At 72.4% G+C, this 23,249-nt stretch carries 20 protein-coding genes; 4 read left to right on the top strand and 16 right to left on the bottom strand.

Features of this window, described 5'->3' with window-relative positions:
* Positions 1-12: 12 nt before the first annotated feature.
* The 4 genes from ACWEQO_RS12670 to ACWEQO_RS12655 all read right to left on the bottom strand — a co-directional run bounded on the left by ACWEQO_RS12670 (position 13) and on the right by ACWEQO_RS12655 (position 3,939).
* Positions 13-198: a hypothetical protein gene (locus tag ACWEQO_RS12670; RefSeq protein ID WP_361452855.1), complete on the bottom strand. Its 186-nt coding sequence runs from the start codon at positions 196-198 to the stop codon at positions 13-15.
* A gap of 207 nt (positions 199-405) precedes the next feature.
* Positions 406-972: a GNAT family N-acetyltransferase gene (locus ACWEQO_RS12665; RefSeq protein ID WP_361452852.1), complete on the bottom strand. Its 567-nt coding sequence runs from the start codon at positions 970-972 to the stop codon at positions 406-408.
* Positions 950-3,211 carry an MMPL family transporter gene (locus ACWEQO_RS12660; RefSeq protein ID WP_452982036.1) on the bottom strand — a complete coding sequence of 754 codons (2,262 nt, stop codon included), beginning with the start codon at positions 3,209-3,211 and terminating at the stop codon, positions 950-952. The genes ACWEQO_RS12665 and ACWEQO_RS12660 overlap by 23 nt, the downstream gene beginning before the upstream one ends.
* Positions 3,212-3,483: 272 nt before the next feature.
* On the bottom strand, positions 3,484-3,939 hold the full coding sequence (locus tag ACWEQO_RS12655; protein WP_452982033.1) for a hypothetical protein: 456 nt from the start codon (positions 3,937-3,939) through the stop codon (positions 3,484-3,486).
* Positions 3,940-4,125: 186 nt separating this feature from the next.
* Between ACWEQO_RS12655 and ACWEQO_RS12650 the strand changes: the two genes are divergently transcribed.
* A complete protein-coding gene (locus tag ACWEQO_RS12650; protein WP_452982030.1) occupies positions 4,126-4,929 on the top strand; it encodes an SAM-dependent methyltransferase in 804 nt (267 codons plus the stop codon).
* 70 nt (positions 4,930-4,999) lie between these two features.
* Here the strand turns inward: ACWEQO_RS12650 and gatB are convergent, their stop codons facing one another.
* From gatB to ACWEQO_RS12605, 9 genes are all read right to left on the bottom strand, one after another.
* Positions 5,000-6,511, bottom strand: a complete 1,512-nt coding sequence (gatB, locus tag ACWEQO_RS12645; RefSeq protein ID WP_452982027.1) for an Asp-tRNA(Asn)/Glu-tRNA(Gln) amidotransferase subunit GatB — start codon at positions 6,509-6,511, stop codon at positions 5,000-5,002.
* Positions 6,512-6,526: 15 nt separating this feature from the next.
* The gene (locus tag ACWEQO_RS12640) at positions 6,527-6,766 is read right to left on the bottom strand and encodes a hypothetical protein (RefSeq protein ID WP_452982024.1); all 240 of its coding nucleotides are present in this window, start codon (positions 6,764-6,766) and stop codon (positions 6,527-6,529) included.
* A complete protein-coding gene (gene gatA, locus ACWEQO_RS12635; RefSeq protein ID WP_452982021.1) occupies positions 6,763-8,256 on the bottom strand; it encodes an Asp-tRNA(Asn)/Glu-tRNA(Gln) amidotransferase subunit GatA in 1,494 nt (497 codons plus the stop codon). Before gatA ends, ACWEQO_RS12640 begins: the two co-directional genes overlap by 4 nt.
* 5 nt (positions 8,257-8,261) lie before the next feature.
* Positions 8,262-8,558: an Asp-tRNA(Asn)/Glu-tRNA(Gln) amidotransferase subunit GatC gene (gatC, locus tag ACWEQO_RS12630; protein WP_031117542.1), complete on the bottom strand. Its 297-nt coding sequence runs from the start codon at positions 8,556-8,558 to the stop codon at positions 8,262-8,264.
* A gap of 264 nt (positions 8,559-8,822) precedes the next feature.
* Entirely contained in the window at positions 8,823-11,228 is a 2,406-nt protein-coding gene (locus tag ACWEQO_RS12625; RefSeq protein WP_452982017.1) for an EAL domain-containing protein, read from the bottom strand.
* Positions 11,229-11,487: 259 nt separating this feature from the next.
* Positions 11,488-13,683 carry an NAD-dependent DNA ligase LigA gene (ligA, locus tag ACWEQO_RS12620; RefSeq protein ID WP_452982014.1) on the bottom strand — a complete coding sequence of 732 codons (2,196 nt, stop codon included), beginning with the start codon at positions 13,681-13,683 and terminating at the stop codon, positions 11,488-11,490.
* A gap of 14 nt (positions 13,684-13,697) precedes the next feature.
* The gene (locus tag ACWEQO_RS12615) at positions 13,698-14,705 is read right to left on the bottom strand and encodes a methionine synthase (RefSeq protein WP_452982011.1); all 1,008 of its coding nucleotides are present in this window, start codon (positions 14,703-14,705) and stop codon (positions 13,698-13,700) included.
* 92 nt (positions 14,706-14,797) lie between these two features.
* Positions 14,798-15,487, bottom strand: coding sequence for an SDR family oxidoreductase (locus ACWEQO_RS12610; RefSeq protein WP_361452822.1), 690 nt, complete (start codon positions 15,485-15,487; stop codon positions 14,798-14,800).
* 189 nt (positions 15,488-15,676) lie between these two features.
* On the bottom strand, positions 15,677-16,213 hold the full coding sequence (locus ACWEQO_RS12605) for an LOG family protein (RefSeq protein WP_361452819.1): 537 nt from the start codon (positions 16,211-16,213) through the stop codon (positions 15,677-15,679).
* Between the two features lie 224 nt (positions 16,214-16,437).
* Between ACWEQO_RS12605 and ACWEQO_RS12600 the strand changes: the two genes are divergently transcribed.
* Entirely contained in the window at positions 16,438-16,716 is a 279-nt protein-coding gene (locus ACWEQO_RS12600) for a DUF427 domain-containing protein (RefSeq protein ID WP_452982007.1), read from the top strand.
* An 80-nt stretch (positions 16,717-16,796) separates the two neighbouring features.
* Positions 16,797-17,576 (top strand): alpha/beta fold hydrolase, encoded by a 780-nt coding sequence (locus tag ACWEQO_RS12595; protein ID WP_452982004.1) that lies wholly within the window; start codon positions 16,797-16,799, stop codon positions 17,574-17,576.
* 249 nt (positions 17,577-17,825) lie between these two features.
* Here the strand turns inward: ACWEQO_RS12595 and ACWEQO_RS12590 are convergent, their stop codons facing one another.
* Together ACWEQO_RS12590 and mnmA are read right to left on the bottom strand one after the other, a co-directional pair.
* A complete protein-coding gene (locus tag ACWEQO_RS12590; protein ID WP_452982001.1) occupies positions 17,826-19,451 on the bottom strand; it encodes an adenosine deaminase family protein in 1,626 nt (541 codons plus the stop codon).
* A 274-nt stretch (positions 19,452-19,725) separates the two neighbouring features.
* Positions 19,726-20,868: a tRNA 2-thiouridine(34) synthase MnmA gene (gene mnmA, locus ACWEQO_RS12585; protein ID WP_452981998.1), complete on the bottom strand. Its 1,143-nt coding sequence runs from the start codon at positions 20,866-20,868 to the stop codon at positions 19,726-19,728.
* A gap of 59 nt (positions 20,869-20,927) precedes the next feature.
* On the opposite strand from mnmA, the gene ACWEQO_RS12580 reads away from it, so the two are divergent.
* Entirely contained in the window at positions 20,928-21,593 is a 666-nt protein-coding gene (locus ACWEQO_RS12580) for an N-acetylmuramoyl-L-alanine amidase (protein WP_361452804.1), read from the top strand.
* A gap of 290 nt (positions 21,594-21,883) precedes the next feature.
* Here the strand turns inward: ACWEQO_RS12580 and ACWEQO_RS12575 are convergent, their stop codons facing one another.
* Complete coding sequence (locus tag ACWEQO_RS12575) at positions 21,884-23,053, bottom strand: cysteine desulfurase family protein (RefSeq protein WP_452981994.1); 1,170 nt, start codon at positions 23,051-23,053, stop codon at positions 21,884-21,886.
* Positions 23,054-23,249: the final 196 nt, after the last annotated feature.

The raw sequence follows: 23,249 nt of genomic DNA, 5'->3' as shown, positions 1-23,249 counted from the left end.
GTTCGCCGGTGGTCATGCGGCTCGGGCGAACCGCTGCCGGCGTGGGCCGCGGCCCCGGTTCCCGGGCTCGGCGCCCCGTGCCGCGGCTCCGCGGCGGGCGGCGCGCTCGAGGCGGACGGCCTCACGGGCCCGGTGCTCCTGCTCGGCCTCGCGGATGAGCTCGGCGCAACGGTACTTGTGGATCTCGTACTCGTACATGGCGTGGTCCCTCGGGGAGTGGGGTCGGGCGTCGCCTTTCGCGACGCCTCCACCCTCGTCTCCCGGGCGGGCCGGCCACATCGGAAGAGTTCCGCATCTTCGGCCGCCGCCGGGGCCTCAGACATGCGGCGGGACACGGGTGAGGGGCCTCAGAGCCCCGTGATCGCCGTGCATCCCGGACCACCGGACCCCTCCGGACCACGGACGCTACCGGTCCGTACGTGCGCGGGTGCGCCGCCATTCGGGGGCCAGCACCGACCACACCTCCAGGTCGTGCCGTACGCCGTGGTGGAGATGGGCCTCGCGGCGCACCCCGTCCCGGGTCATGCCGAGCCGGCGGGCGGTGTCGAGGCTGGGCTCGTTGCCGGCGGCGGCGACCCACTCCACGCGGTGGATGCCGCGCTGCTCGACCGCCCAGTCGATCAGCACCCGCATGGCGCGGGTGACGAGCCCGCGCCCGGTGGCGGCGGGCTCGAGCCAGCAGCCCACCTCGCAGGTGCCGTTCTCGGCGTCGAAGTGGAGGGTGAGCACCCCGCCCACGAGCCTGCCGTCCAGCCACAGGCCGTGCAGCGAGGCCGTGTCGGCGGCGCGGAGGTCGGCGTACCGCTGGAGCGCCTCCCGCGCGGTGGGCACGTCGGTGGCCCGGGAGCCGAAGGGGACGTACTGGTTGATGAACTCCCGGCCCCGCTCCAGATGGGCGAGGAACTCCTCCGCGTGCCAGGGCTCCAGGGGGCGCAGTTCGGCCCCGTCGTCACCCAGTCGTATCGCGTACATCCCGGTTCCGCCCCTCCTGCTGCGCGGGCACGGTCGCCACCCCGGCGTCCGTGGTCGTGGCCGTGGCCGTGACCAGCTTTTCATGGGCGGCGCGGGCCTCGGGAGGCTCGATGCTGATGCGCGGCAGGATCCGGTCCAGCGAGCGCGGCAGCCACCAGTTGGCCCCGCCGAGCAGATGCATGAGCGCGGGGACCAGCAGGGTCCGCACCACGAAGGCGTCGAGGGCGACGGCCACGGCGAGCGCGATGCCGAACATGGCGATCACGCGGTCGCCGGTCAGGACGAAGGCGAGGAAGACCGAGATCATGATGACGGCCGCGGAGTTGATCACCCTGCTGGTCTCGGCGAGGCCGACCCGTACCGCACGCCGGTTGTCACCGGTCTCCAGCCATTCCTCGTACATGCGGCTGATCAGGAAGACCTGGTAGTCCATGGAGAGTCCGAAGAGGACCGACACCATGATCACGGGAAGGAAGGGTTCGATGGGTCCCGCGCTGCCGAGACCGAGCAGCTCGCTGCCCCAGCCCCACTGGAAGATCGCCACGATCACACCGAAGGCGGCGGCGACGGCGGCCACGTTCATCACGGCGGCCTTGAGCGGGATGGCCACGGACCGGAAGGCGAGCAGGAGCGGCAGAGTGCCCAGGCCGATGACGACGCCCACGAACACGGGCAGCTTGCCGACGATGACCTCGGCGAAGTCGTCGTAGCCGGCCGTCACCCCGCCGACCTGTACATCGAGGGCGGTGCCGGTCTCGGCGCGCGGCAGCACGTCCTGGCGCAGCCGGTCGACGAGGTCGCTGGTCTGCTTCGACTGCGGGGAGGACTCGGGGACCACGGTGAGGTACGCGATGTCGCCGCCGGAGCTGTGGACCACCGGTCCCACGGACGCGACGCCCTCGGTCGCGTTCAGCGCGGGGCCGAGCCGGTCCAGGGCGAGCCGGTCGGCGGCGCCGTCGACCTCGGTGACGAGGGTGAGGGGGCCGTTGACCCCGGGCCCGAAGCCGTCGGCGAGCAGGTCGTAGGCCTGGCGGGTGGTGGACGTCCTGGGCGCGTTGCCCTGGTCGGAGGTGCCGAGGTGCAGGGAGAGGGTGGGCAGCGCCAGGATCGCCATCACGAGCAGTCCGAGCGCGCCGAGCAGCCTGGGGTGGCGTTCGACGAACGCCGACCAGCGGGCGGCGAAGCCGGTCGGCAGCTCGGGCTGGGGACCGGCCTCCGCCAGTCGGCGCCGCTCGCGGCGGTTGAGCGCGCGCGTCCCGATGAACGAGAGCAGAGCGGGCAGCAGGGTGACGGAGGCGGCCACGGTCAGTACGACGGTGAGCGAGGCCGCGACGGCGACGCCGTTGAGGAAGTTCAGCCGGAGGATCAGCATGCCCAGCAGGGCTATGCACACGGTGGCGCCCGCGAACACGACCGCGCGTCCGGTGGTGGCGACGGCCTCGGTGGCGGCCTCGGTGACGGACAGCCCTCGCTTCAGTCCGCGCCGGTGCCGGGTCACGATGAAGAGCGCGTAGTCGATGCCGACGCCGAGGCCGATCAGCATGCCGAGCATGGGCGCGAAGTCGGCGACGGTCATCACGTGCCCGAGCAGCATGATCCCGGCGTAGGCGGTGCCGACCCCGACCAGCGCGGTGGCGATGGGGAGCAGCGAGGCGGCGAGCGAGCCGAAGGCGAGGAAGAGCACGACGGCGGCGACGGCCACACCGACGACCTCGGCGAGGTGTCCCTCGGGGGCCTGGGTCAGTGCGGCGGCGCTGCCGCCCACCTCGACCTGGAGTCCGTCGCTCTCCGCTGCCTGGGCCGCCTCGAGCACGGCGGCCGCCTCGGCCGGGTCGATGTCCTTGGCCGGGTCGTCGAAGGTGACGGTGGCGTAGGCGGTGCGGCCGTCGGCACTGATCCGGCCGGGGCCCTGGGCGTCGTACGGGCCGGTCACGGCGGTGACGCCGGGCAGTTCCCCGATCCGGTCCAGGGTGCGGGTCATGGTCTGTTCGACGCCGGTGTCCCGGACGCTGCCGGACGGGGTGTGCCAGACGAGGGTGTCGCTGTCACCCCCGAGGGCCGGGAACCCTTCGCGCAGCAGTTCGGCGGCGTGTCCGGACTCGGTGCCGGGCACGTCGTAGTCGTTCGAGTACGTGGATCCGGTCGCGAGGGCTCCTGCCGCGATCCCGCCGAAGGCGAGGAGCCACAGCAGGACCGTGATCAGACGGCGTCGGACACACCAGCGTGCGAGGGCTGCCACGAAACGTGCTCCCATGGTGACGGTGTGGATCTTTGACCGGGAGCAGTCGATATGACCGAAACAACCCGCAAAGAACGCATGAGCAATGCAATGCAACTGTTACAGGCAAAAGTGATCGATTGTCGCTTTCGTGTCCTTATTCACAGCGCCGGGGGACGACTCACCGGGCGAACACACCGCCTCTGCCGTCGGACGTGACCCGGCTCACCCTTCGCCCACCCGTCCTGACCCGCGATTCAGCCGCACCAGGCGCACCAGGCGCACCAGGCGCATCAATCGAACTGGTCCCCCAGCGCCATCACCATCAGCCCCGCGACCAACAGCCACAGCGCCCTGCGGGTCCGGCCGCGTGAGCCCAGTACGGCGGCGAGGGCGCAGCCGCCGGCTCCGCAGGCGTAGGCCGCCGGAACCAGGAGCGGGGCGGAGCCGGTGAGCCGGAGCAGTGCGGCGGCCAGTCCCGCGAGGGCGAGCACCACGCCGGTGCAGACCGCGACCCACCGTGCCCTGCGCGCCTCCCGCTCGTCGGCTTCGGCGTCCTCTTCCTCTTCCTCGGCGTCCTCATCCTCGGCGGTCCCGGCGGTCCCGGCGGTCCCGACGTCCTCGATGGTCCCGACGTCCTCGACGGTCCCGGCGGCGCTCGTCTCCTCGTCGGCATCGGCGTCCTGCGGCGCGTCGGCCGGCTCCACCCCGGTCTTCGAGGGTGTGTCGGAATCTGCGCGTCCACTCATGCCGCGGGAGCGTATCGCCTCGGCCTCGGAAACCCTGATGCGGGGGCGGCGCCCACCTGCCGGCATCCGCCGGTCCGACGTCCGGCGGCGGCCCGCCGCCGGACGAAGCAGGTGCTTTGATGACGGTCCGCCCGGTTTCCGAAACGGTCTTTTGCCCCTGCACGAACCCGAGGAGCCCGTTCACCCATGTCGGACATCACATCGAACACCCCGCACGACGACCTCACCAGCCGCCTGTCCCTCCCCCACTACCCCCGCAGCAGCGCCTACGACGCCCGCTGGACCATCGAGAACCAGATGGGCCCGCACGCGCTGTGGCTGCTGGAGTGGCTGGCCCCGGCCCTCGGCCTCGACACCCTGCGCCCCGGCGCGCGCGTGCTCGACCTGGGCTGCGGACGGGCGATGACGTCCGTCTTCCTGGCCCGGGAGTACGACGTCCAGGTCACCGCCGCCGACCTGTGGATCAAGCCCGACGAGAACGCGCGCCGCATCGCCGAGGCGGGCGTCGCCGACCGGGTGCTGCCGGTTCTCGCCGAGGCGCACGACCTGCCCTTCGGGGAGGGGACCTTCGACGCGATCGTCTCCATCGACGCGTACCACTACTTCGGCACCGACGACCTGTACCTGCCGACGCTGACCCGGCTGCTCGAACCGGGTGGGCGGATCGGTGTCGTCGTCCCGGCAACCCGCGAGGAACTCGGGGGCACCGAGCCGCCGGAGCATCTGAAGCCCTTCTGGGAGCCCGCCTTCTGGTCCTTCCACTCCCCCGACTGGTGGCACCGCCACTGGTCCCGCAGCGGGGCGGTGGAGGTCGAGGCGGCCGACTGGCAGCCGGACGGCTGGCGGGAGTGGCTGCTGTGGAGCGAGGTGTGCGCCGAGGAGAGTTCCAGCGACTTCATGGCGGACATGGCACGGGCCTCGGCGGAGATGGTGCGCGCGGACCGCGGGCGGGCACTGGGCTTCACCCGCGTGGTGGGCCGGCGCGTCTGACCGGCCGCCGTCGACCGCATGCCGAGGGGGTGCACCGGAGACCGGTGCACCCCCTGACCGCTGTGCGGGATCAGCCCTCGACGCCCAGCTGCTGAAGGATCAGCTCCTTCACGCGGGCCGCGTCCGCCTGACCGCGGGTGGCCTTCATGACGGCACCGACCAGCGCGCCGACGGCGGCGACCTTGCCGCCGCGGATCTTGTCCGCGATGGCCGGGTTGCCGGCGATGGCCTCCTCCACGGCCGTGGTGAGCGCGCCCTCGTCGGAGACGACCTTCAGACCGCGCTTGTCGACGACCTCGTCCGGAGTTCCCTCACCGGCGAGCACGCCCTCGATGACCTGACGGGCCAGCTTGTCGTTGAGGTCTCCGGCGTTCACCAGCTCGGTGACCCGGGCGACCTGCTCCGGCGTGATCGCCAGCTCGTCGAGCGCCTTGACGGACTCGTTGGCGGCGCGGGCCAGCTCGCCCATCCACCACTTGCGGGCGGAGGCCGCGTCCGCGCCGGCGTCGATCGTGGCGACGATCAGGTCCAGCGCGCCCGCGTTGAGGATCGCCTGCATGTCGGTGCCGGAGATCCCCCACTCCTCGCGGAGCCGGTTGCGGCGCACCAGCGGCAGCTCGGGCAGCCCGGCGCGCAGCTCCTCGACCCACTCGCGGGACGGCGCCACCGGGACCAGGTCGGGCTCCGGGAAGTACCGGTAGTCCTCGGCCTCCTCCTTCACGCGGCCGGAGGTCGTCGACCCCGTGTCCTCGTGGAAGTGCCGGGTCTCCTGGATGATCGTCCCGCCGTCGTTCAGCACGGCGGCGTGCCGCTGGATCTCGAAGCGCGCGGCGCGCTCCACCGACCGCAGCGAGTTGACGTTCTTCGTCTCCGAGCGGGTGCCGAACTTCTCCCGCCCGTGCGGGCGCAGCGACAGGTTGACGTCGCAGCGCATCTGGCCCATCTCCATCCGGGCCTCGGACACGCCGAGCGCCCGGATGAGCTCGCGCAGCTCGCGCACATAGGCGCGCGCGACCTCGGGGGCACGCTCCCCGGCGCCGGTGATCGGCTTGGTGACGATCTCGATCAGCGGGATGCCGGCGCGGTTGTAGTCGAGCAGGGAGTGGGACGCGCCGTGGATGCGGCCGGTGGCGCCGCCGACGTGCGTCGACTTGCCGGTGTCCTCCTCCATGTGGGCGCGCTCGATGTCCACGCGGAAGGTCTCGCCGTCCTCCAGCTGCACGTCGAGGTAGCCGTCGAAGGCGATCGGCTCGTCGTACTGGGAGGTCTGGAAGTTCTTCGGCATGTCCGGATAGAAGTAGTTCTTCCGGGCGAAGCGGCACCACTCGGCGATCTCGCAGTTCAGCGCGAGGCCGATCTTGATGGCGGACTCGACGCCGGTCGCGTTGACGACGGGGAGCGCGCCCGGCATGCCGAGACAGGTGGGGCAGGTCTGGGTGTTCGGATCGGCGCCCAGGGTGGTCGAGCAGCCGCAGAACATCTTGGTCCTGGTGCCGAGCTCGACATGGACCTCGAGGCCCATGACGGGGTCGTACGACGCCAGCGCGTCCTCGTACGACACCAGGTCGGTCGTGGTGGTCACGGTGAAACTTCCCTCTCAGCCCAGCAGGACGTCGTCGTCGCCGAGGCGCTTCAGCTCGCGGTAGAGGATGGCGAGGTTGGTGACGACCGCGGCGGCGGTGACGACGGCGTCGACCAGCCGCAGCGTGTCGTCCTCGCCACGCGCCTTCTTGATCTGCTTGTAGACACCCACGGCGCCGAACGCCGAGGTGGCCATCGAGACGTACAGACCCGACTTGGACTTCTTGAAGCCCTTGGCCTTGGACAGTGCGCTCACAGCGACGGAGCCTCCTCGATCAGCGGGTGGCCCCACTTTTCCACGAAGGCGGCCTCGACGGCAGCACCCACCTTGTAGAGGCGGTCGTCCTTCATGACCGGGGCGATGATCTGCAGTCCCACCGGCAGGTTGTCCTCGGGCGCGAGGCCGCAGGGCAGCGACATGGCCGCGTTGCCCGCCAGGTTGGTCGGGATGGTGCACAGGTCGGCCAGGTACATCGCCATCGGGTCGTCGGCGCGCTCACCGATCGCGAAGGCGGTGGTGGGGGTCGTCGGCGAGACGATCACGTCGACCTGCTCGAACGCCTTGTCGAAGTCCTGCTTGATGAGCGTACGGACCTTCTGGGCGCTGCCGTAGTACGCGTCGTAGTAGCCGCTCGACAGGGCGTAGGTGCCGAGCATGATGCGGCGCTTGACCTCCGGGCCGAAGCCCGCCTCGCGGGTCAGCGAGGTGACCTCCTCGGCGGAGTGCGTACCGTCGTCGCCGGTCCGCAGGCCGTAGCGCAGGCCGTCGAAACGGGCGAGGTTGGAGGAGCACTCGGACGGGGCGATCAGGTAGTACGCCGACAGGGCGAGGTCGAAGGACGGGCAGTCCAGCTCGACGATCTCGGCGCCCAGTCCCTTGAGCAGTTCGACGGACTCGTCGAACCGCTGGATGACGCCGGCCTGGTAGCCCTCGCCGCGGAACTGCTTGACCACGCCGACGCGCATGCCCTGGACCGAGCCGTTGCGGGCGGCCTCGACGACCGGCGGGACCGGGGCGTCGATGGAGGTGGAGTCGAGCGGGTCGTGTCCGGCGATCACCTCGTGCAGCAGGGCCGCGTCCAGGACCGTGCGGGCACAGGGGCCGCCCTGGTCGAGGGAGGAGGAGAACGCCACCATGCCGTAGCGGGAGACGGTGCCGTAGGTCGGCTTCACACCGACCGTCCCGGTGACGGCGGCCGGCTGGCGGATGGAGCCGCCGGTGTCGGTGCCGATGGCCAGGGGGGCCTGGAAGGAGGCGAGCGCGGCGCTCGAGCCGCCGCCGGAGCCACCGGGGATCTTGGTGAGGTCCCAGGGGTTGCCGGTCGGGCCGTAGGCGCTGTTCTCGGTCGACGACCCCATGGCGAACTCGTCCATGTTGGTCTTGCCGAGGATGACCACGTCGGCGGCCTTGAGCCGCCGGGTGAGCGTCGCGTCGTACGGCGGGATCCAGCCCTCGAGGAGCTTGGAGCCGACGGTGGTCGGGATGCCCTCGGTGGTGAAGATGTCCTTGAGCGCGAGGGGCACGCCGGCCAGCGGGCCGAGCTTCTCTCCCCTGGCGCGCTTCTCGTCGACGGCGCGGGCCTGGGCGAGGGCGCCCTCGCGGTCGACGTACAGGAAGGCGTGCACCTTCTCGTCGACGGCCTCGATCCGGGCCAGGTGCGCCTCGGTGACCTGGACGGCCGTGAGCTCGCCGGAGGCGATCTTCGCGGCGGTGTCGGCGGCCGTGAGCTTGATGATGTCCGTCATGGGTTTCAGTCCTCCCCCAGGATCTGCGGCACCTTGAAACGCTGCTGCTCCTGGGCCGGGGCGCCGGAGAGCGCCTGCTCGGGGGTGAGCGAGGGACGGACCTCGTCCGGACGCATGACGTTCGTCAGCGGCAGCGGGTGCGAGGTCGGTGGTACGTCTTGGTCGGCGACCTCGCTGACGCGGGCCACCGCGCCGATGATGTCGTCGAGCTGGCCTGCGAAGTGGTCGAGTTCTTCGGGCTTCAGCTCCAGACGCGCCAGCCGGGCGAGGTGGGCGACCTCCTCGCGCGTAATGCCAGGCATGCAGCGATCCTCTGGGGTGAGTGTGCGGTTCGGGGCTAGGGCCGTCGCGATCCGGGCCAGGCGTGGAGCGGCGGGCGGGAAGATGACGGCAGGGCCCAATCCTATGGGGCGCCGCCCCGTACCCGTGAAACGGTTTCCCGCGCCCCCGTGATCACGGCGCGCCGGTGCCGTGACCGGAACGCCGGAACCCGGGCCGAGACCGCCCCCGGCACCGCCCCCGACGCCGTCCTCGGCCGCACCCGCACGGCCGGTACGGGACGGTTGTCAGGCCGGGCGGGTCGAGTCGTCGGAGGCCGCCACCGGGAGGGCCGCCGCCGGGCGCTGCCAGCCCCGGGAGCCGCGGGCGAACAGCCAGGCCGTGGTCTCCTCGGGCGGCATCGCGGCCGCGACCAGCCAGCCCTGGACGGCGTCGCAGCCGAGGTCGCGCAGGCGTTCCCAGGTCTCGTCGTCCTCGACGCCCTCGGCGACGACGAGCAGGCCGAGCGAGTGGGCGAGGTCGACGGTGCAGCGGACGATCTCGGCGTCCTCGGTGTCGACGGCCAGCCGGGCCACGAAGGAGCGGTCGATCTTCAGTTCGCTGACGGGCAGCCGCCGCAGGTGCACGAGGGAGGAGTAGCCGGTGCCGAAGTCGTCCAGGGACATCTTCACGCCGTGGCCGGTCAGCGCGTTGAGGGTGTCGGCGGCGCGCTGCGGGTCCTCCAGGAGGACGTGCTCGGTGATCTCGAGCTGGAGCGCCCCCGCCGGCACACCGTGCCGGGCCAGCCGCGCCGCGACGGAGCCGGCGAAGCCGGGGCTGTGGACGTCGCGCGGGGAGACGTTGACCGCGACCGGCACGAACAGGCCCTGGGAACGCCACCGGGCGACCTGCCCGAGGGCGGTCTCCAGCACGTACTCGGTGAGGTGCGGCATCAGACCGGAGGACTCGGCGATCGCTATGAACTCGTCCGGCGGGACCCGGCCGCGCTCCGGGTGCACCCAGCGGACCAGTGCCTCCAGGCCCGCCACCTGTCCGTCGAAACGGACCTTGGGCTGGTAGTGGAGCTGGACCTCGTGGGCGTCCAGGGCCCGGCGCAGGTCGCCCAGGAGGCCCAGCCGGTCGGGGGTGTTGGAGTCCCGTTTGGACTCGTAGACCTCGACGCCGGTACGGCCCCGTTTGGCCTGGTACATCGCCACGTCCGCCCGCCGCAGCAGTCCCTCGGCGTCGAGGGCGTGGTCGGGGAAGACGGCGACACCCGCACTGGCCTCCAGCACGAGGGTGAGCCCGTCCAGGTCGAGCGGCGAGCTGAGCGCGGAGACCAGACCGCGGGCGACCCGGGTCGCGGACGTCGTGGAGTCGGCGACCGGCAGTAACACGGCGAACTCGTCGCCGCCGAGCCGCGCGGCCTCCGCCCCGCGCGGCAGGGCCAGCCTCAGCCGGTCGGCGATCTGCAGCAGCAGCCGGTCACCGGCGAGGTGACCGAGAGTGTCATTGACCGATCGGAAACGGTCGAGGTCGATCAGCATCAGGGCGGCGCGGGCGCCGCCGCGCTCGGCGTCGTCCAGGGCGGTCCAGATACGTTCCAGCAGCCACTGGCGGTTGGGCAGCCCGGTCAGCGGATCGCGCAACTGCTCCTCCGCCCGGGCCCTGGCTATCCACAGGGCGGAGTCGAGCGCGATCAGCGGGATGGCGAACAGCGGCAGCAGGATCGGCCGGGCGTACGCGACCACGCAGATCAGCGGCGCTATGCCGAGCAGCGCGACCGCGACCAGGCCCTGTCCGACCAGGGCGGTGCGGGCGGCGGTGGGCAGTCCGGCGCGCGGGGTGTGCAGGTACCACAGGAGGGTGCGGGTGACCACGAGGTACGCGGCGGCGGCCAGCACCACCTCGGCGGCGGTGTGCAGGCCCCAGGTGTCCGGGGTCGAGGGGGACTCGACAGACGGTACGGACCCGAAGAGGGCCGGTACCAGCGCACCGGCGCTGATGCCGAGCAGGTCCACCGCGCCGTGCAGGACGCCCTGGCGCCAACGGCCCCGCCTGGCGATGCCGACCAGCACGACCACGGTGAGGCTGACCAGGCCGGCCGGGACCCAGCCGTAGAGCAGCAGCACCGCGAGGGTGAGGGCGCTGCCCGAGCCGGTGCCGCCCCACCAGCGAGAGCGGCCCAGCATCACCAGGTGACCGACGATGATCCCGGTCAGCACGGCCAGCGACCAGCCGACCCGGCCGGACGGGAAGAGCGCGTGACCGCCGGTGAACGCCCGCAGGAAGCCGACGCCCAGGACGAACGCGGCCGACGCGACGACCACGGTGGGCAACGCGGGCCGGAACGGATGGCGTTCGGCCTCCGCTCCGGACAGTCCGGTGCGGTGCGGGGGCAGCCCGGTGCCCGGCGAGGACACCCGGGGACCGCGCGGGGACCGTGCCGCACCGCGCGGGGACCGCCCGGGGGTGTGTCCGGCCCCGGGCCGTCCGACGGCCGAATGCCCGACAGCCGGCTGCCCGGCTGCCGGCTGCCCCACGGCCGGCGGTCCGGCGCCGCGCGCGTCCACGGTGTACGCCACCGGGCGCCCCGGGACGCCCGGGCGCCCCCCGGACTTCCCGTCCCCACGTCTGCGTCGCCCTGCGGCCACCATGCGGCGCAGGCCCAGGCGCAGCCGTGAGCCCGGGGCGGCCCTCTCGGTGGGTTCCATTCCCGTCCCTCTCACAGCCGGCGGTGCCCACGCCACACGGCTCGATGCCCGACCATCCTCAGCGGCTCCGTGGCAGAAAGCCCTTCCACGGCCCCGTCATGAACACAGGTGTGCCCCGACCGCAGCTGGGCACGGCAGGCGCACATCCCAACACTAGGCCGCAGAAGGCTTCCAGGGGCACCGGTCGCCGACGGTTGCCCGAATGCGCCCCAGCCACCCGTATGCATCTGATATGCACCGATCGGGTGGCCTCCCACCGCTACTCCTCGGCCTGAAGTGCCATGTCGGAGGCTGCTTCCGGTCCCTCCTCGAGAAGGACGGCGAAGCCCTCCTCGTTCAGAACCGGCACCTTGAGCTGCATCGCCTTGTCGTGTTTCGACCCGGGGTTGTCTCCCACGACGACGAAGGACGTCTTCTTCGAGACCGAACCGGTCACCTTCGCTCCCCGGGCCTGCAGCGCCTCCTTCGCGCCGTCCCGGGTGTACTGCTCCAGGGTGCCGGTCACCACGACCGTCAGTCCCGCCAGTGGACGCGGGCCCTCGTCCTCGCCGGACCCCTCGTCCTCCATGCGGACACCGGCCGCCCGCCACTTGCGGATGATCTCGCGGTGCCAGTCCTCGGCGAACCACTGCTTGAGGGAGGCCGCGATGATGCCGCCGACGCCCTCGGTAGCGGCCAGCTCCTCCTCGGTGGCCTGCTCGATCCGGTCGATGGACCGGAACTCCCGGGCCAGCGCCTCGGCCGCGACCGGGCCGACGTGCCGGATGGACAGGCTGGTGAGGACGCGTGCGAGCGGGCGTTCCTTGGCCGCCTCGATGTTCGCCAGCATCGCGACCGCGTTCTTCTTCGGCTCGCCCTCCTGGTTGGCGAAGACCGTGGCGATCTTCTCCTCGCCCGTCTTCGGGTCCCGCTTGGGCAGACCGCTGTCCTGGTCGAGGACGTACGCCTTGATGGGCAGCAACTGCTCGACGGTGAGGTCGAACAGGTCGCCCTCGTCCCTCAGCGGCGGGTCCTCGGGCTCCAGCGGCCTGGTGAGCGCCGCCGCGGCGACATAGCCGAAGTGCTCGATGTCCAGCGCCCTGCGGCCCGCGAGGTAGAACAGCCGCTCCCTCAACTGGGCAGGGCAGGCCCGGGCGTTGGGGCAGCGCAGGTCGACGTCGCCCTCCTTCATCGCGCGCAGCGGCGTGCCGCACTCCGGGCACTCGGCCGGCATCACGAACTCACGCTCGCTGCCGTCCCGCAGGTCGGCGACCGGGCCGAGGATCTCCGGGATGACGTCACCGGCCTTGCGCAGCACCACCGTGTCACCGATGAGGACGCCCTTGGCCTTGACCACGTCCTGGTTGTGCAGCGTGGCGAACTCCACCTCGGAACCGGCTACGGTGACCGGCTCGACCTGCGCGTACGGCGTGACCCTGCCCGTACGGCCCACGCCCACGCGGATGTTGACCAGCTTGGTGTTGACCTCCTCGGGCGCGTACTTGTACGCGATGGCCCAGCGCGGGGCGCGCGAGGTGGAGCCGAGACGGCCCTGGAGCGGGATCTCGTCGAGCTTGACCACCACTCCGTCGATCTCGTGCGCCACGGAGTGCCGGTTCTCGCCGTAGTACGCGATGAACTCCCGTACGCCGGCGAGGTCGTCGACGACCCTGTTGTGCGGGGAGGTGGGCAGGCCCCAGGTCTTCAGCAGGTCGTAGCCCTGGGAGAGGCGGGTCATGCCCTGGTAGCCCTCCAGGACGCCGATGCCGTGGACCACCATGTGCAGCGGGCGGCCGGCGGTGACCCGCGGGTCCTTCTGGCGCAGCGAACCGGCCGCCGCGTTGCGGGGGTTGGCGAAGGGCTTGTCACCGGCCTCCACCAGACGGGCGTTGAGCCCCTGGAACTTCTCCATCGGGAAGAAGACCTCGCCGCGGATCTCCACGAGGTCGGGCACCTCGTCGCCCTTCAGCCGGTCCGGGATCTCGGCGATGGTACGGACGTTGGGCGTGATGTCCTCGCCGGTGCGGCCGTCGCCCCGGGTCGCCGCGCGGACCAGTCGGCCCCGCTCGTAGGTGAGGTTGACGGCGAGGCCGTCGACCTTCAGCTCGCACAGGAAGTGGAACTTCTGCTCGCCCAGCTCCTTGTGGATGCGCTCGACCCAGGCCGCGAGGTCGTCGTCGTTGAAGGTGTTGTCGAGGGAGAGCATGCGCGAGACGTGCTGCACGGAGGTGAACTCCGTCTCGTACGCCCCGGCGACCTTCTGGGTCGGCGAGTCGGGCGTGCGCAGCTCCGGATACTCCCCCTCCAGTTCCTCCAACTCCCGCAGCAGCCGGTCGAACTCGGCGTCGCTGATGACGGGCGCGTCGTTCACGTAGTACCGGAAGCGGTGCTCCTCGATCTGCTCAGCGAGCTTGGCGTGCCGCTCCCGTGCCTCGGCCGGCACGTTCGTCGTCTCCGCCTGCTTGTCACCCGCCACCGTGTGTCCTCCCGTTACTCTGGGTTGTCCGCCAGGGATCTCGCCGCCCGGACGCAGTGCGCGTAGGCCCTGCGCGCGTACTCCGGGGAGGCCCCCGCGAGTCCGCACGCCGGAGTGACCGTGACCGCCTCCGGGAGGAGGCCCGGCCGCAGCCCCAGCCTGCGCCACAGCGTTCTGACACCCATGACGCTACCGGCAGGGTCTGACAACGGGCCGTCCGTGCCCGGCACGACGCCGGTGAACAGCCGGGTGCCGCTCTCCACCGCCTCCCCGATCGTCTCGTCGTCACGCTCGGTGAGGAGCGAGAAGTCGAAGGAGATCGCCTGCGCGCCCGCCCGGCGCAGCAGGGCGAACGGCACGTCCGGCGCGCACGAGTGCACCACGACGGGCCCCTCGTGGTGCACCCCGACCACGTCCCGGAGCGCGGCCTCGACCAGCTGCCGGTCCACCGCGCGGTGGGTGCGGTAGCCGCTGGCGCTGCGCACCCGGCCGCGCAGGACGTCGGTGAGGGACGGCTCGTCGAGCTGGAGGACGAGCCGCGCGCCGGGCACCCGGCGCCGCATCTCGTCGAGGTGCAGACGCAGTCCCTCGGCGAGCGAGGCGGTGAGGTCACGGCAGGCGCCGGGGTCGGAGAGGGCGGCCTCCCCGTTCCTCAGCTCCAACTGGGCGGCGAGCGTCCACGGGCCCACGGCCTGCACCTTCAGCGGGCCCTGGTACCCCTGGGTGAACTCCTCCAGCGCGTCGAGGTCCTCGCCGAGCCAGGAGCGGGCCCGCCTGGTGTCCCGCCCCGGCCGGTCCCCGATCCGCCAGCCGCTGGGCTCCACGCGCGCGTACAGCTCGACGAGCATCCCGGCGGTCCGTCCGATCATGTCCGCGCCGGGCCCCCGGGCGGGCAGTTCGGGCAGGAACGGGAAGTCCTCGAAGCTTCCGGTGACGGTCTTGGCGGCCTCGCGGGCGTCCCCGCCCGGCATCGACCCGATCCCGGTCGCGGCCCCGAACCTGAACTGACTGTTATCGCTCACCGGAGAAGCGTACGGAACGGTCCGGGCGTCCCGCGTCCCGGTCCGTACGCCCGTGGGGTCGGCACGTCCGTGGGGTCGACACGTCCGTGGGGTCAGCGTCCCGGCCGTACCGTCAGGTCGTTGACCTCCGCGTCCCTCGGCAGGTCGAGGGCCATCAGGACGGTCGTGGCGACCGACTCGGGGTCGATCCACCGGCCGGGGTCGTACTCCTTGCCCTCCTGCTGGTGGACCTTGGCCTGCATGGGGCTGGCGGTGCGGCCGGGGTAGACCGAGGTGACGCGGACGCCGTTCTCGTGCTCCTCCCCGCGCAGCGAGTCGGCGAGCGCCTTCAGGCCGTGCTTGGAGGCCGCGTAGGCGGACCACTGGGCGTGGGCGTTCAGCCCGGCGCCGGAGTTGACGAAGACCACGTGGCCCCGGCTCGCGCGGAGCTGGGGCAGGAAGTGGCGGGTGAGTTCGGCGGGGGCGACGAGGTTGACGTCGAGCTGGTGGCGCCAGGTCTTCGGGGTCAGCTCGCCGACCGTGCCGAGGTCGACGACGCCGGCGATGTGCAGCAGGGAGTCCACCCGGTCCGGGAGCGACTGGTGGGAGAAGGCCCAGCTGAGCCTCTCGGGGTCCGCCAGGTCGCCGACGAGGGTCCGCGCCCCGGGGAACGCGGCCGCCAGCTCCTTCGCCCGCCCCGCCTCGCGCGCGTGCAGCACGAGTTCGTCGCCGCGCGCGTGCAGCCTGCGGGCGACGGCCGCGCCGATGCCGGAGCCCGCTCCGGTGATCACATGTGTAGCCATGCCGCCATGCTCGCATCACCGGCGGCTCAGGGCCTGGCTCGGGTTCTCCCGTGGAGGAGGGAGCGGCGTTCGGTGCGTGCTCTCGGTGCCGGACGGCTTTCGTCGTGGCGGAGCCACGTCGGAGGACGGCCGGTGCGGCGAGAGTGCGTGCCGGGCGTCGCGACGCCACGGGAGAACCCGAGCCAGGCCCTAGATCCCCTGGCTCTCCTCCAGGTACGCCAGGGCCCCTACGGGCTCCTCGGCGAAGAAGACCAGGTCGGTGAGGGCGCGGGGCAGGAAGCCCTCGTCCTCCATCCGCCGGAACTGCGTCTTGAGGCCGTCGTAGAAGCCCGCGGTGTTCAGCAGGACCACCGGTTTGTCCGTGCGCCCGTGCTTCTTCAGCTCCAGGATCTCGGTGGCCTCGTCCAGGGTGCCGGTGCCGCCCACCATGATCACCACCGCGTCGGCCTTCTCCAGGAGCAGGCGTTTGCGCTCCGCCAGGTCGGGGGCGATCACCATCTCGTCGGCGTCCCGGCGCGCCGTCGCCGCCAGGAACTCCACCGAGACGCCGAGGAGCCGCCCGCCCGCCTCCTGCACCCCGTCGGCGACGACCTTCATCAGGCCGACGTCGGAACCGCCCCACACCAGGGTGTGGCCGCCCTTGCCCAGCAGTCGGGCGAACTCCCGCGCGGGGCCCGTGTAGCGCTCGTCGAGGTCGGCCGCGGAGAGGAAGACACAGATGTTCACGGGCCCACAGTACGGGCCCGGCCCGGCGCCCCGGCCGAGCCCCCGGGGAGGGGGGAAGAACCCGGGGCCGGTGTGCGCTGTACCGGCAACAGGCGGGAGGCCGAGGAGGAACGACCGTGACCCGAGAACCCCTAGACCCTCAAGGACACCGAGACCCTCAAGGACACCGAGAACCCCGAGAACCCCGAGGACACCGCATCACCGTCGAGCGGAGCGAGCGGCCCGTGCGCGTGGTGCACGGCGGGGAGCTCCTGGCCGAGAGCGACCGGGCGCTGGTGCTGCGCGAGACGGGCTGTCCCGCGCGGTACTACATCCCGCCCGAGGACGTACGGCTCGACCTGCTGACCCCGTCCGAGAGCCACACCCACTGCCCCTTCAAGGGCACCGCGTCCTACTGGTCCCGCCCGGACGCGGCCGATCTCGTCTGGGCCTACCCGGATCCGAAGCCCGCCGTCGGCGAGATCAAGGACCACCTGTGTTTCTACGACGTGGAAGTCCGATGATCGGATAGAAGGGTTGCGATCGGCGGACGCGCGGCCCGCCTCACCCATGAACGGGCCGCGGTGCGGCAGTCTGCGGAGACATGGACAAGAACATCGTTTCGCGTGACGGCACCCTCATCGCCCACGAGAGCGCCGGACGGGGTTCCGTGGTCGTCCTCGTCAGCGGCGCGATGTCGACGGGCGCCACGGTGGCGCCGCTGGCCGCGCCGCTCTCGGAGCGGTTCCGGGTCGTCGTCTACGACCGCCGGGGCCGCGGGGCGAGCGGGAACACCCCGCCGTACGCGGTGGAACGCGAGGTCGAGGACCTGGCGGCGCTGATCGCGGCGATGGGCGGGGAGGCCTCGCTGTACGGCGTCTCCTCGGGCGGCGCGCTGGCGCTGCGCGCGGCGGCGAGCGGGCTGCCGGTGCGCCATGTCGCCGTGTACGAGACGCCGTACGCGATGTCCGAGGAGGACCTGCGCGAGCGCGCGCAGTACACCGAGCACCTGACGCAGGCACTCGCCGAGGGGCGCCGCGGGGACGCGGTGGAGCTCTTCCTCCGCCTCACCGGGCTCGGCGAGGCGGTGATCCAAAGCGCCCGGCAGTCCCCCTTGTGGGCCGGTATGGAGTCGATGGCGCCGAGCCTCGCCCACGACGACGCCGTCATGGGCGACGGCGGTGTCCCCGTGAAGCTGCTGGCGTCGATCCCCGTACCGGTGCTGTCCATCGCGGGCGACGCGAGCCCGGCCTGGATGCGCGAGGCCGCCCGGGCCATCGCGGACGCCGTCCCCCGGGGCACCTGCCGCACCCTGGCCGGCCAGACCCACCTGGTCGAACCGGACGTCCTGGCCCCGGTGTTGACGGAGTTCTTCACCCGTTGAGGCCCTGAACGAAGCCGTGCCACCCACCTGGTTCCGGTCCTCCACCATGGCGTGTACCGGACGACAGTCGACGGCACTGCTGTCAGGCGGCAAGCACGGGCGGACCGGGCGGCCGGGGCCCGGCACCGTCGGCCGCACAGCCCCCGACTGTTGCCGGCCGCGATCGTGCCGTGGAGCCCCGTGGAGTTCCGTGAGCGCGGACGTGCTCACGCAACTCCACGGCACCTGGGAAAACGAGGGGGCGCGGGATCAGCGGTGGGTGCGGGAGCTCGACTCGAAGCGGTGGAAGGCCCCTTCCTGCTTCCACTGCGCGGCGGCCTTCGGGCTGGCCTCCAGCAGGTCCCGGCAGTCCGCGCCGGGGCCGGCGGCACCGAGGTCGACGTCCTGGCAGGCGGCGACCGGACGGTAGCCGTCACGGGTGGGGTTGCCCTGCCAGAGGCTCGCGCCCGGGAGGAAGGCGTACTCCAGGGAGGCGCGGGCGAGGTCCTTCAGCTCCGGGTAGGACAGGCCGTAGGTGTCTGCGGCGTACCGGTACTCGTGGCTGATGTCGATGCGGCTGACCCCGGGGTCGTCCGTGGCCAGCACGACGGGCACGCCGTGGGCGCGGTAGGTCTCGAAGGGGTGGTCGTCGCCGCGCACACCGAGGATCTGGGCGTTACTGGTGAAGGGGACCTCGACGGCCGTCTCGCGGGCGGCCATGGTGCGTGCGGTGCGCTGCCAGTCGTCCTCGTGGACGAGGTCGACTCCGTGGCCGATGCGGTCGGCGCGGGCGACGTCCACGGCCTCCTTGATGTGGAACGCGAGGTCGGCGGGCTTGACCAGGCCGGGCCACAACTCACCCGCGTGCAGGGTGACGTGCGCTGCGGGGTAGACACCGCGGAGGTACTGCACCATGCGCATCTGCAGGCTGTAGTCACGCAGTGCGCCCTCCGAGTCCTCGGGCTGGACCAGGTTGACCGCGACGAACCGTGGATCGCGCTCGGCCAGGCGCATGCCGAGGGCCATCTGTGTGAAGACCCGCTCCGGTGAACTGCCGCGCGAGACCTGGGAGATCCAGCGCACCGGGAGACGGCAGGCGGGCTGGGGGTCGCCGGTGTCGCAGCCGGCGGCGGTACGGAACTCGGCGTCGGCGTCGTCGGATTCCTTCCGGGCCTCGGTGACCAGCCGGTCCAGCCCGCCCCCGGCCGTCAGCTTCTCGTGCAGCCGGGCCAGGTCCGCGTCCCAGCCGACCTCCGCCGCGAGGTCCTTCGCCCCGTCGGAGGCCGGGGTGACCATGGTCTCCAGGTAGAACTGGTTCTGCGCGGCGACGTCGTTCGCGACCTCGGCGAGCAGTTTCCCACGGTGGCGCCACGTCACCTCGCCGAACTTGCCGAAGGTGTCGAAGAAGTGGTCGTGGCCGTTGCCGTCGGCCGGGAAGTCCTGCATGGACCAGGCGCGCACGATCGCGTCGTGGAAAGCGCGGTCGGTGCGGGCGTCCGCGGCGGGTCGGGTGCCCGCGCCGCACGGCGGTGCGACGGCGGTCAGCGTCGAGGTGTCGACGCACAGCCCGTCCTCGGCGGCCAGTTCGACGAGGTACTCGGTGGAGACCGCGCCGGAGAGGTGGTTGTGCAGGTCGCCGCCCTTGGGCAGCCGGCGGAAGAAGTCCTCGGTCAGGCGCGGGTCGTCGCGGATCGCGTCCAGCCGGGCGGCCGTGTCCGCCTCGGTGGCGGTCGCCGGGCGTGGCGGTGGTGCCGTCGTCCGGGCCGGAGCGGACGCGTGCGGGTCGGCGTGGGCGGCGGGCAGAACCGTCGGGGAGGACAGCAGTGCCAGGGCACTGAGGCCGGTGGCGGCCACGGTGCGGGTGCGGCGCGAGAGGCCGGGGATCCGATGAGTCACACCCGGTGATCGCCGGAGCGGGCGCCCGGGACACGGGTGCGGGGCGATGTGCGCCGAGCGTTCACCCGGGTGGAGGAACCGCGGGTGGAGGGCGCACGGCGCCGGTCGCCGTACCGCCGGAGCCGGCGCCGGACTGCGCCGGACGGATCGCGGGGACGACCGCCACGGGGTCCGGCCTCATGTCCGTGGGGCCGGACCGGCGCTCACGCGGGCGTCGGCGCGTCAGCCGTCCGCCGGACGGTCACGTCCGCCGGGCGGGGACCCGCGCCCGGGGTCAGACGGCCGTGTGCGTCTTCGCCGCGCGGGTCGTGGCGGCGATCGTCGCCGAGCCGACCACGCGGGTGCCGTCGTACAGGACGATCGCCTGGCCGGGGGCGACGCCGCGGACCGGCCTCGCGAACGACACCTCCAGGGTGCCGTCGACGAGTTCGGCGGTGACCTCGGTCTCGTCGCCGTGGGCGCGGAGCTGGGCGGTGTAGGTGCCGGGGCCGGTCGGGGCGGTGCCGCACCAGCGGGGGTTGATCGCGGTGAGGGCGCCGACGTCGAGGGCGTCCGCGGGGCCGACGGTGACGGTGTTGGTCACCGGGGAGATGTCGAGGACGTAGCGGGGCTTGCCGTCGGGGGCGGGGGTGCCGATGCGCAGGCCCTTGCGCTGGCCGATGGTGAAGCCGTACGCGCCCTCGTGCGTGCCGACCTTGCTGCCGGACTCGTCGACGATGTCGCCCTCGGCCCGGCCCAGGCGGTTCGCGAGGAAGCCCTGGGTGTCGCCGTCGGCGATGAAGCAGATGTCGTGCGAGTCGGGCTTCTTGGCGACCGCGAGTCCACGCCGCTCGGCCTCCGCGCGGATCTCCTCCTTGGTGGTGACCGTGTCGCCGAGCGGGAACATCGCGTGGGCGAGCTGCCGGTCGTCCAGCACGCCCAGGACGTACGACTGGTCCTTGGCCATGTCGGAGGCGCGGTGCAGCTCGCGCGTGCCGTCGGCCAGGGTGACCACGCGCGCGTAGTGACCGGTGGCCACGGCATCGAAGCCGAGGGCCAGCGCCTTGTCCAGCAGCGCCGCGAACTTGATCTTCTCGTTGCAGCGCAGGCACGGGTTGGGGGTGCGGCCCGCCTCGTACTCGGCGACGAAGTCCTCCACCACGTCCTCGCGGAAGCGGTCGGCGAGGTCCCACACGTAGAACGGGATGCCGATGACGTCGGCGGCGCGGCGGGCGTCGCGCGAGTCCTCGATGGTGCAACAGCCCCGCGCGCCCGTGCGGAAGGACTGGGGGTTCGCGGAGAGCGCGAGGTGGACGCCGGTCACGTCGTGTCCCGCCTCGGCGGCACGGGCGGCGGCCACCGCGGAGTCGACTCCGCCGGACATGGCGGCCAGCACCCGGAGCGGGCGGGGGCGGGAGGGCTGCGGGATTTCAGTCATAACCCCTCCAGGGTACGGGGCACGGGAACCGGAGCCACCGGACATCCGTTGATGTGGGCATGGGGGAGAGAAGAGCTTCCAAGGACGGCGACCGGCGCATCGGGCGGCGCGCCCTGATCGTCGGCGGGGTGGCGGCCGCCGCGGGCACCGCCGTGCTGGCGCGGGACGAGCTGGGCCGCCTGTGGTGGCGTGTGCCCGGGATCGAGAAACCGCGCGAGCCGGGCGCGGTCGACTTCTCGGACGCCCGCTGGGTCGCGGCCTCGGACGCCAACTGGCGGCGCGCGGACCGGCCCGACGACTACGGCATCGAGATGGTGATCGTCCATGTCACCCAGGGCAGCTTCGACAGCGCGGTGCGGGCGTTCCAGGACCCCGGGCACCGGGCGGCCACGCACTACATCGTCGGGCAGGACGGGCGGATCGCCCAGATGATCCGCGAGCTTGACGTGGCGTACCACGCGGGGAACCGCGACTACAACGAGCGCAGCATCGGCATCGAGCACGAGGCGTTCGTGGACCGGCCGCAGGACCTCACGGACGAGATGTACGAGGCCTCGGCCCGGCTCACGGCCCGGATCTGCGCGCGCTACGACATACCCGTCGACCGGAAGCACATCATCGGCCACATCGAGGTGCCGGGGACGGACCACACCGACCCGGGCCCGCACTGGGACTGGGACCGCTACATGAAGCTCGTACGTCAGGCGCGCACGGCGACGGCCTGACCCCGCCGCCCGGAAACCTCGAAAAAGAGGACAAAAACCTCCATACCCCCCTTCCCCTTCTCGTGAGGGCGTTCTAGCCTGGGAACAGGCCTACGAGACGAGTGAGGGAGTTCGACCGGAGTAGCCGACTTCAGCGTGAGGTTGCGGCTTCCGCTGGTGCCGACATCGACGGTCGGGCTGAGAGGCCGGAAGGTAGCAGTTGGACCGGAAGGCGACCCCTAGTCACCTGATCCGGGTCATACCGGCGAAGGGAACCCGCCTCGTAGGTCGTTGTCGTGCCCGGACGGGTGCTAGCTGAGCCCCGCCACCCGGGCCCGTTCCACCGCCGGGCCGATGGCCTTGGCCAGGGCTTCGACGTCGGCCCGGGTGGAGGTGTGGCCGAGGGAGAAGCGCAGGGTGCCGCGGGCCAGGTCCGGATCGGCGCCGGTGGCCAGGAGGACGTGACTGGGCTGGGCGATGCCCGCCGTGCAGGCGGAACCGGTGGAGCACTCGATGCCCTGGGCGTCGAGCAGGAGCAGCAGGGAGTCGCCCTCGCAGCCGGGGAACGTGAAGTGGGCGTTGGCCGGAAGCCGCCCCCCGGGCGCGGGGTCGCCGCCGAGGACGGCGTCCGGGACGGCCTCGCGGACCGCGGCGACCAGGTCGTCGCGGAGGGCTCCGATCTCACGGGCGAACCACTCCTGCCGCTCGACGGCCAGCCGGCCGGCCACCGCGAAGGAGGCGACCGCGGGCACGTCGAGCGTGCCGGAGCGCACATGGCGTTCCTGGCCGCCGCCGTGCAGCACCGGCACGGGGGTGTGCTCGCGGCCCAGCACCAGCGCCCCGATGCCGTACGGGCCGCCGATCTTGTGGCCGGAGACGGTCATCGCGGCGAGCCCCGAGGAGGCGAAGTCCACGGGCACCTGGCCGAAGGCCTGGACCGCGTCGGAGTGCAGTGGAACGCCGAACTCGGCGGCGACCTCGGCGAGTTCACGGACCGGCAGCAGTGTGCCGATCTCGTTGTTCGCCCACATCACGGTGGCCAGGGCCACGTCGTCGGGGTCGCGGGCGATCGCCTCGCGCAGCGCGTCCGGGTGGACCCGGCCGTAGGAGTCGACGGGCAGGTACTCGACGGTGGCGCCCTCGTGCTCGCCGAGCCAGTGCACGGCGTCGAGGACGGCGTGGTGCTCGACGGGGCTCGCGAGGACCCGGGTGCGGGCCGGTTCCGCGCCCCGGCGGGCCCAGTACAGGCCCTTCACCGCGAGGTTGTCGGCCTCGGTCCCGCCTGCGGTGAGGACCACCTCGCTGGGGCGGGCGCCGAGGGCTTCGGCGAGGGTTTCGCGGGCCTCCTCGACGCTCCGGCGGGCGCGCCGGCCGGCCGCGTGCAGGGAGGAGGCGTTGCCGGTGACGCCCAGGTGCGCGGTGAGTGCCTCGACTGCCTCGGGAAGCATCGGGGTGGTCGCGGCGTGGTCGAGGTATGCCATGGTGAGCCCGATTCTACGGGCCCCGTCCAACGGGCCCGGGGGCGCGGTCGGCCGGAAAACGACGCCGGTTCGAGCGCCCCGGCCCAGAGGCTCCCCCGAACGGCGTCGCTCACCTGCGGGAACGCCGGCCGGGCCGGCGGTCCCACGCTGCCGAGGCCGAGGGCCGGATCGAGGACAAGCGGCCCCGGCACGGCGC

Source organism: Streptomyces sp. NPDC004051, assembly GCF_053604275.1.
The sequence above is the reverse complement of the archived record's forward strand: the minus strand, read 5'-3'. Positions and strand labels throughout refer to the sequence as shown.

Excerpts from the sequence above, each read along its gene's own strand:
- ACWEQO_RS12670 (WP_361452855.1), bottom strand. The coding sequence starts at position 198 with ATGTACGAGTACGAGATCCACAAGTACCGTTGCGCCGAGCTCATCCGC.
- ACWEQO_RS12665 (WP_361452852.1), bottom strand. The coding sequence starts at position 972 with ATGTACGCGATACGACTGGGTGACGACGGGGCCGAACTGCGCCCCCTG.
- ACWEQO_RS12655 (WP_452982033.1), bottom strand. The coding sequence starts at position 3,939 with ATGAGTGGACGCGCAGATTCCGACACACCCTCGAAGACCGGGGTGGAG.
- ACWEQO_RS12650 (WP_452982030.1), top strand. The coding sequence starts at position 4,126 with ATGTCGGACATCACATCGAACACCCCGCACGACGACCTCACCAGCCGC.
- gatA (WP_452982021.1), bottom strand. The coding sequence starts at position 8,256 with ATGACGGACATCATCAAGCTCACGGCCGCCGACACCGCCGCGAAGATC.
- gatC (WP_031117542.1), bottom strand. The coding sequence starts at position 8,558 with ATGCCTGGCATTACGCGCGAGGAGGTCGCCCACCTCGCCCGGCTGGCG.
- ACWEQO_RS12625 (WP_452982017.1), bottom strand. The coding sequence starts at position 11,228 with ATGGAACCCACCGAGAGGGCCGCCCCGGGCTCACGGCTGCGCCTGGGC.
- ACWEQO_RS12610 (WP_361452822.1), bottom strand. The coding sequence starts at position 15,487 with ATGGCTACACATGTGATCACCGGAGCGGGCTCCGGCATCGGCGCGGCC.
- ACWEQO_RS12595 (WP_452982004.1), top strand. The coding sequence starts at position 16,797 with ATGGACAAGAACATCGTTTCGCGTGACGGCACCCTCATCGCCCACGAG.
- mnmA (WP_452981998.1), bottom strand. The coding sequence starts at position 20,868 with ATGACTGAAATCCCGCAGCCCTCCCGCCCCCGCCCGCTCCGGGTGCTG.
- ACWEQO_RS12580 (WP_361452804.1), top strand. The coding sequence starts at position 20,928 with ATGGGGGAGAGAAGAGCTTCCAAGGACGGCGACCGGCGCATCGGGCGG.
- ACWEQO_RS12575 (WP_452981994.1), bottom strand. The coding sequence starts at position 23,053 with ATGGCATACCTCGACCACGCCGCGACCACCCCGATGCTTCCCGAGGCA.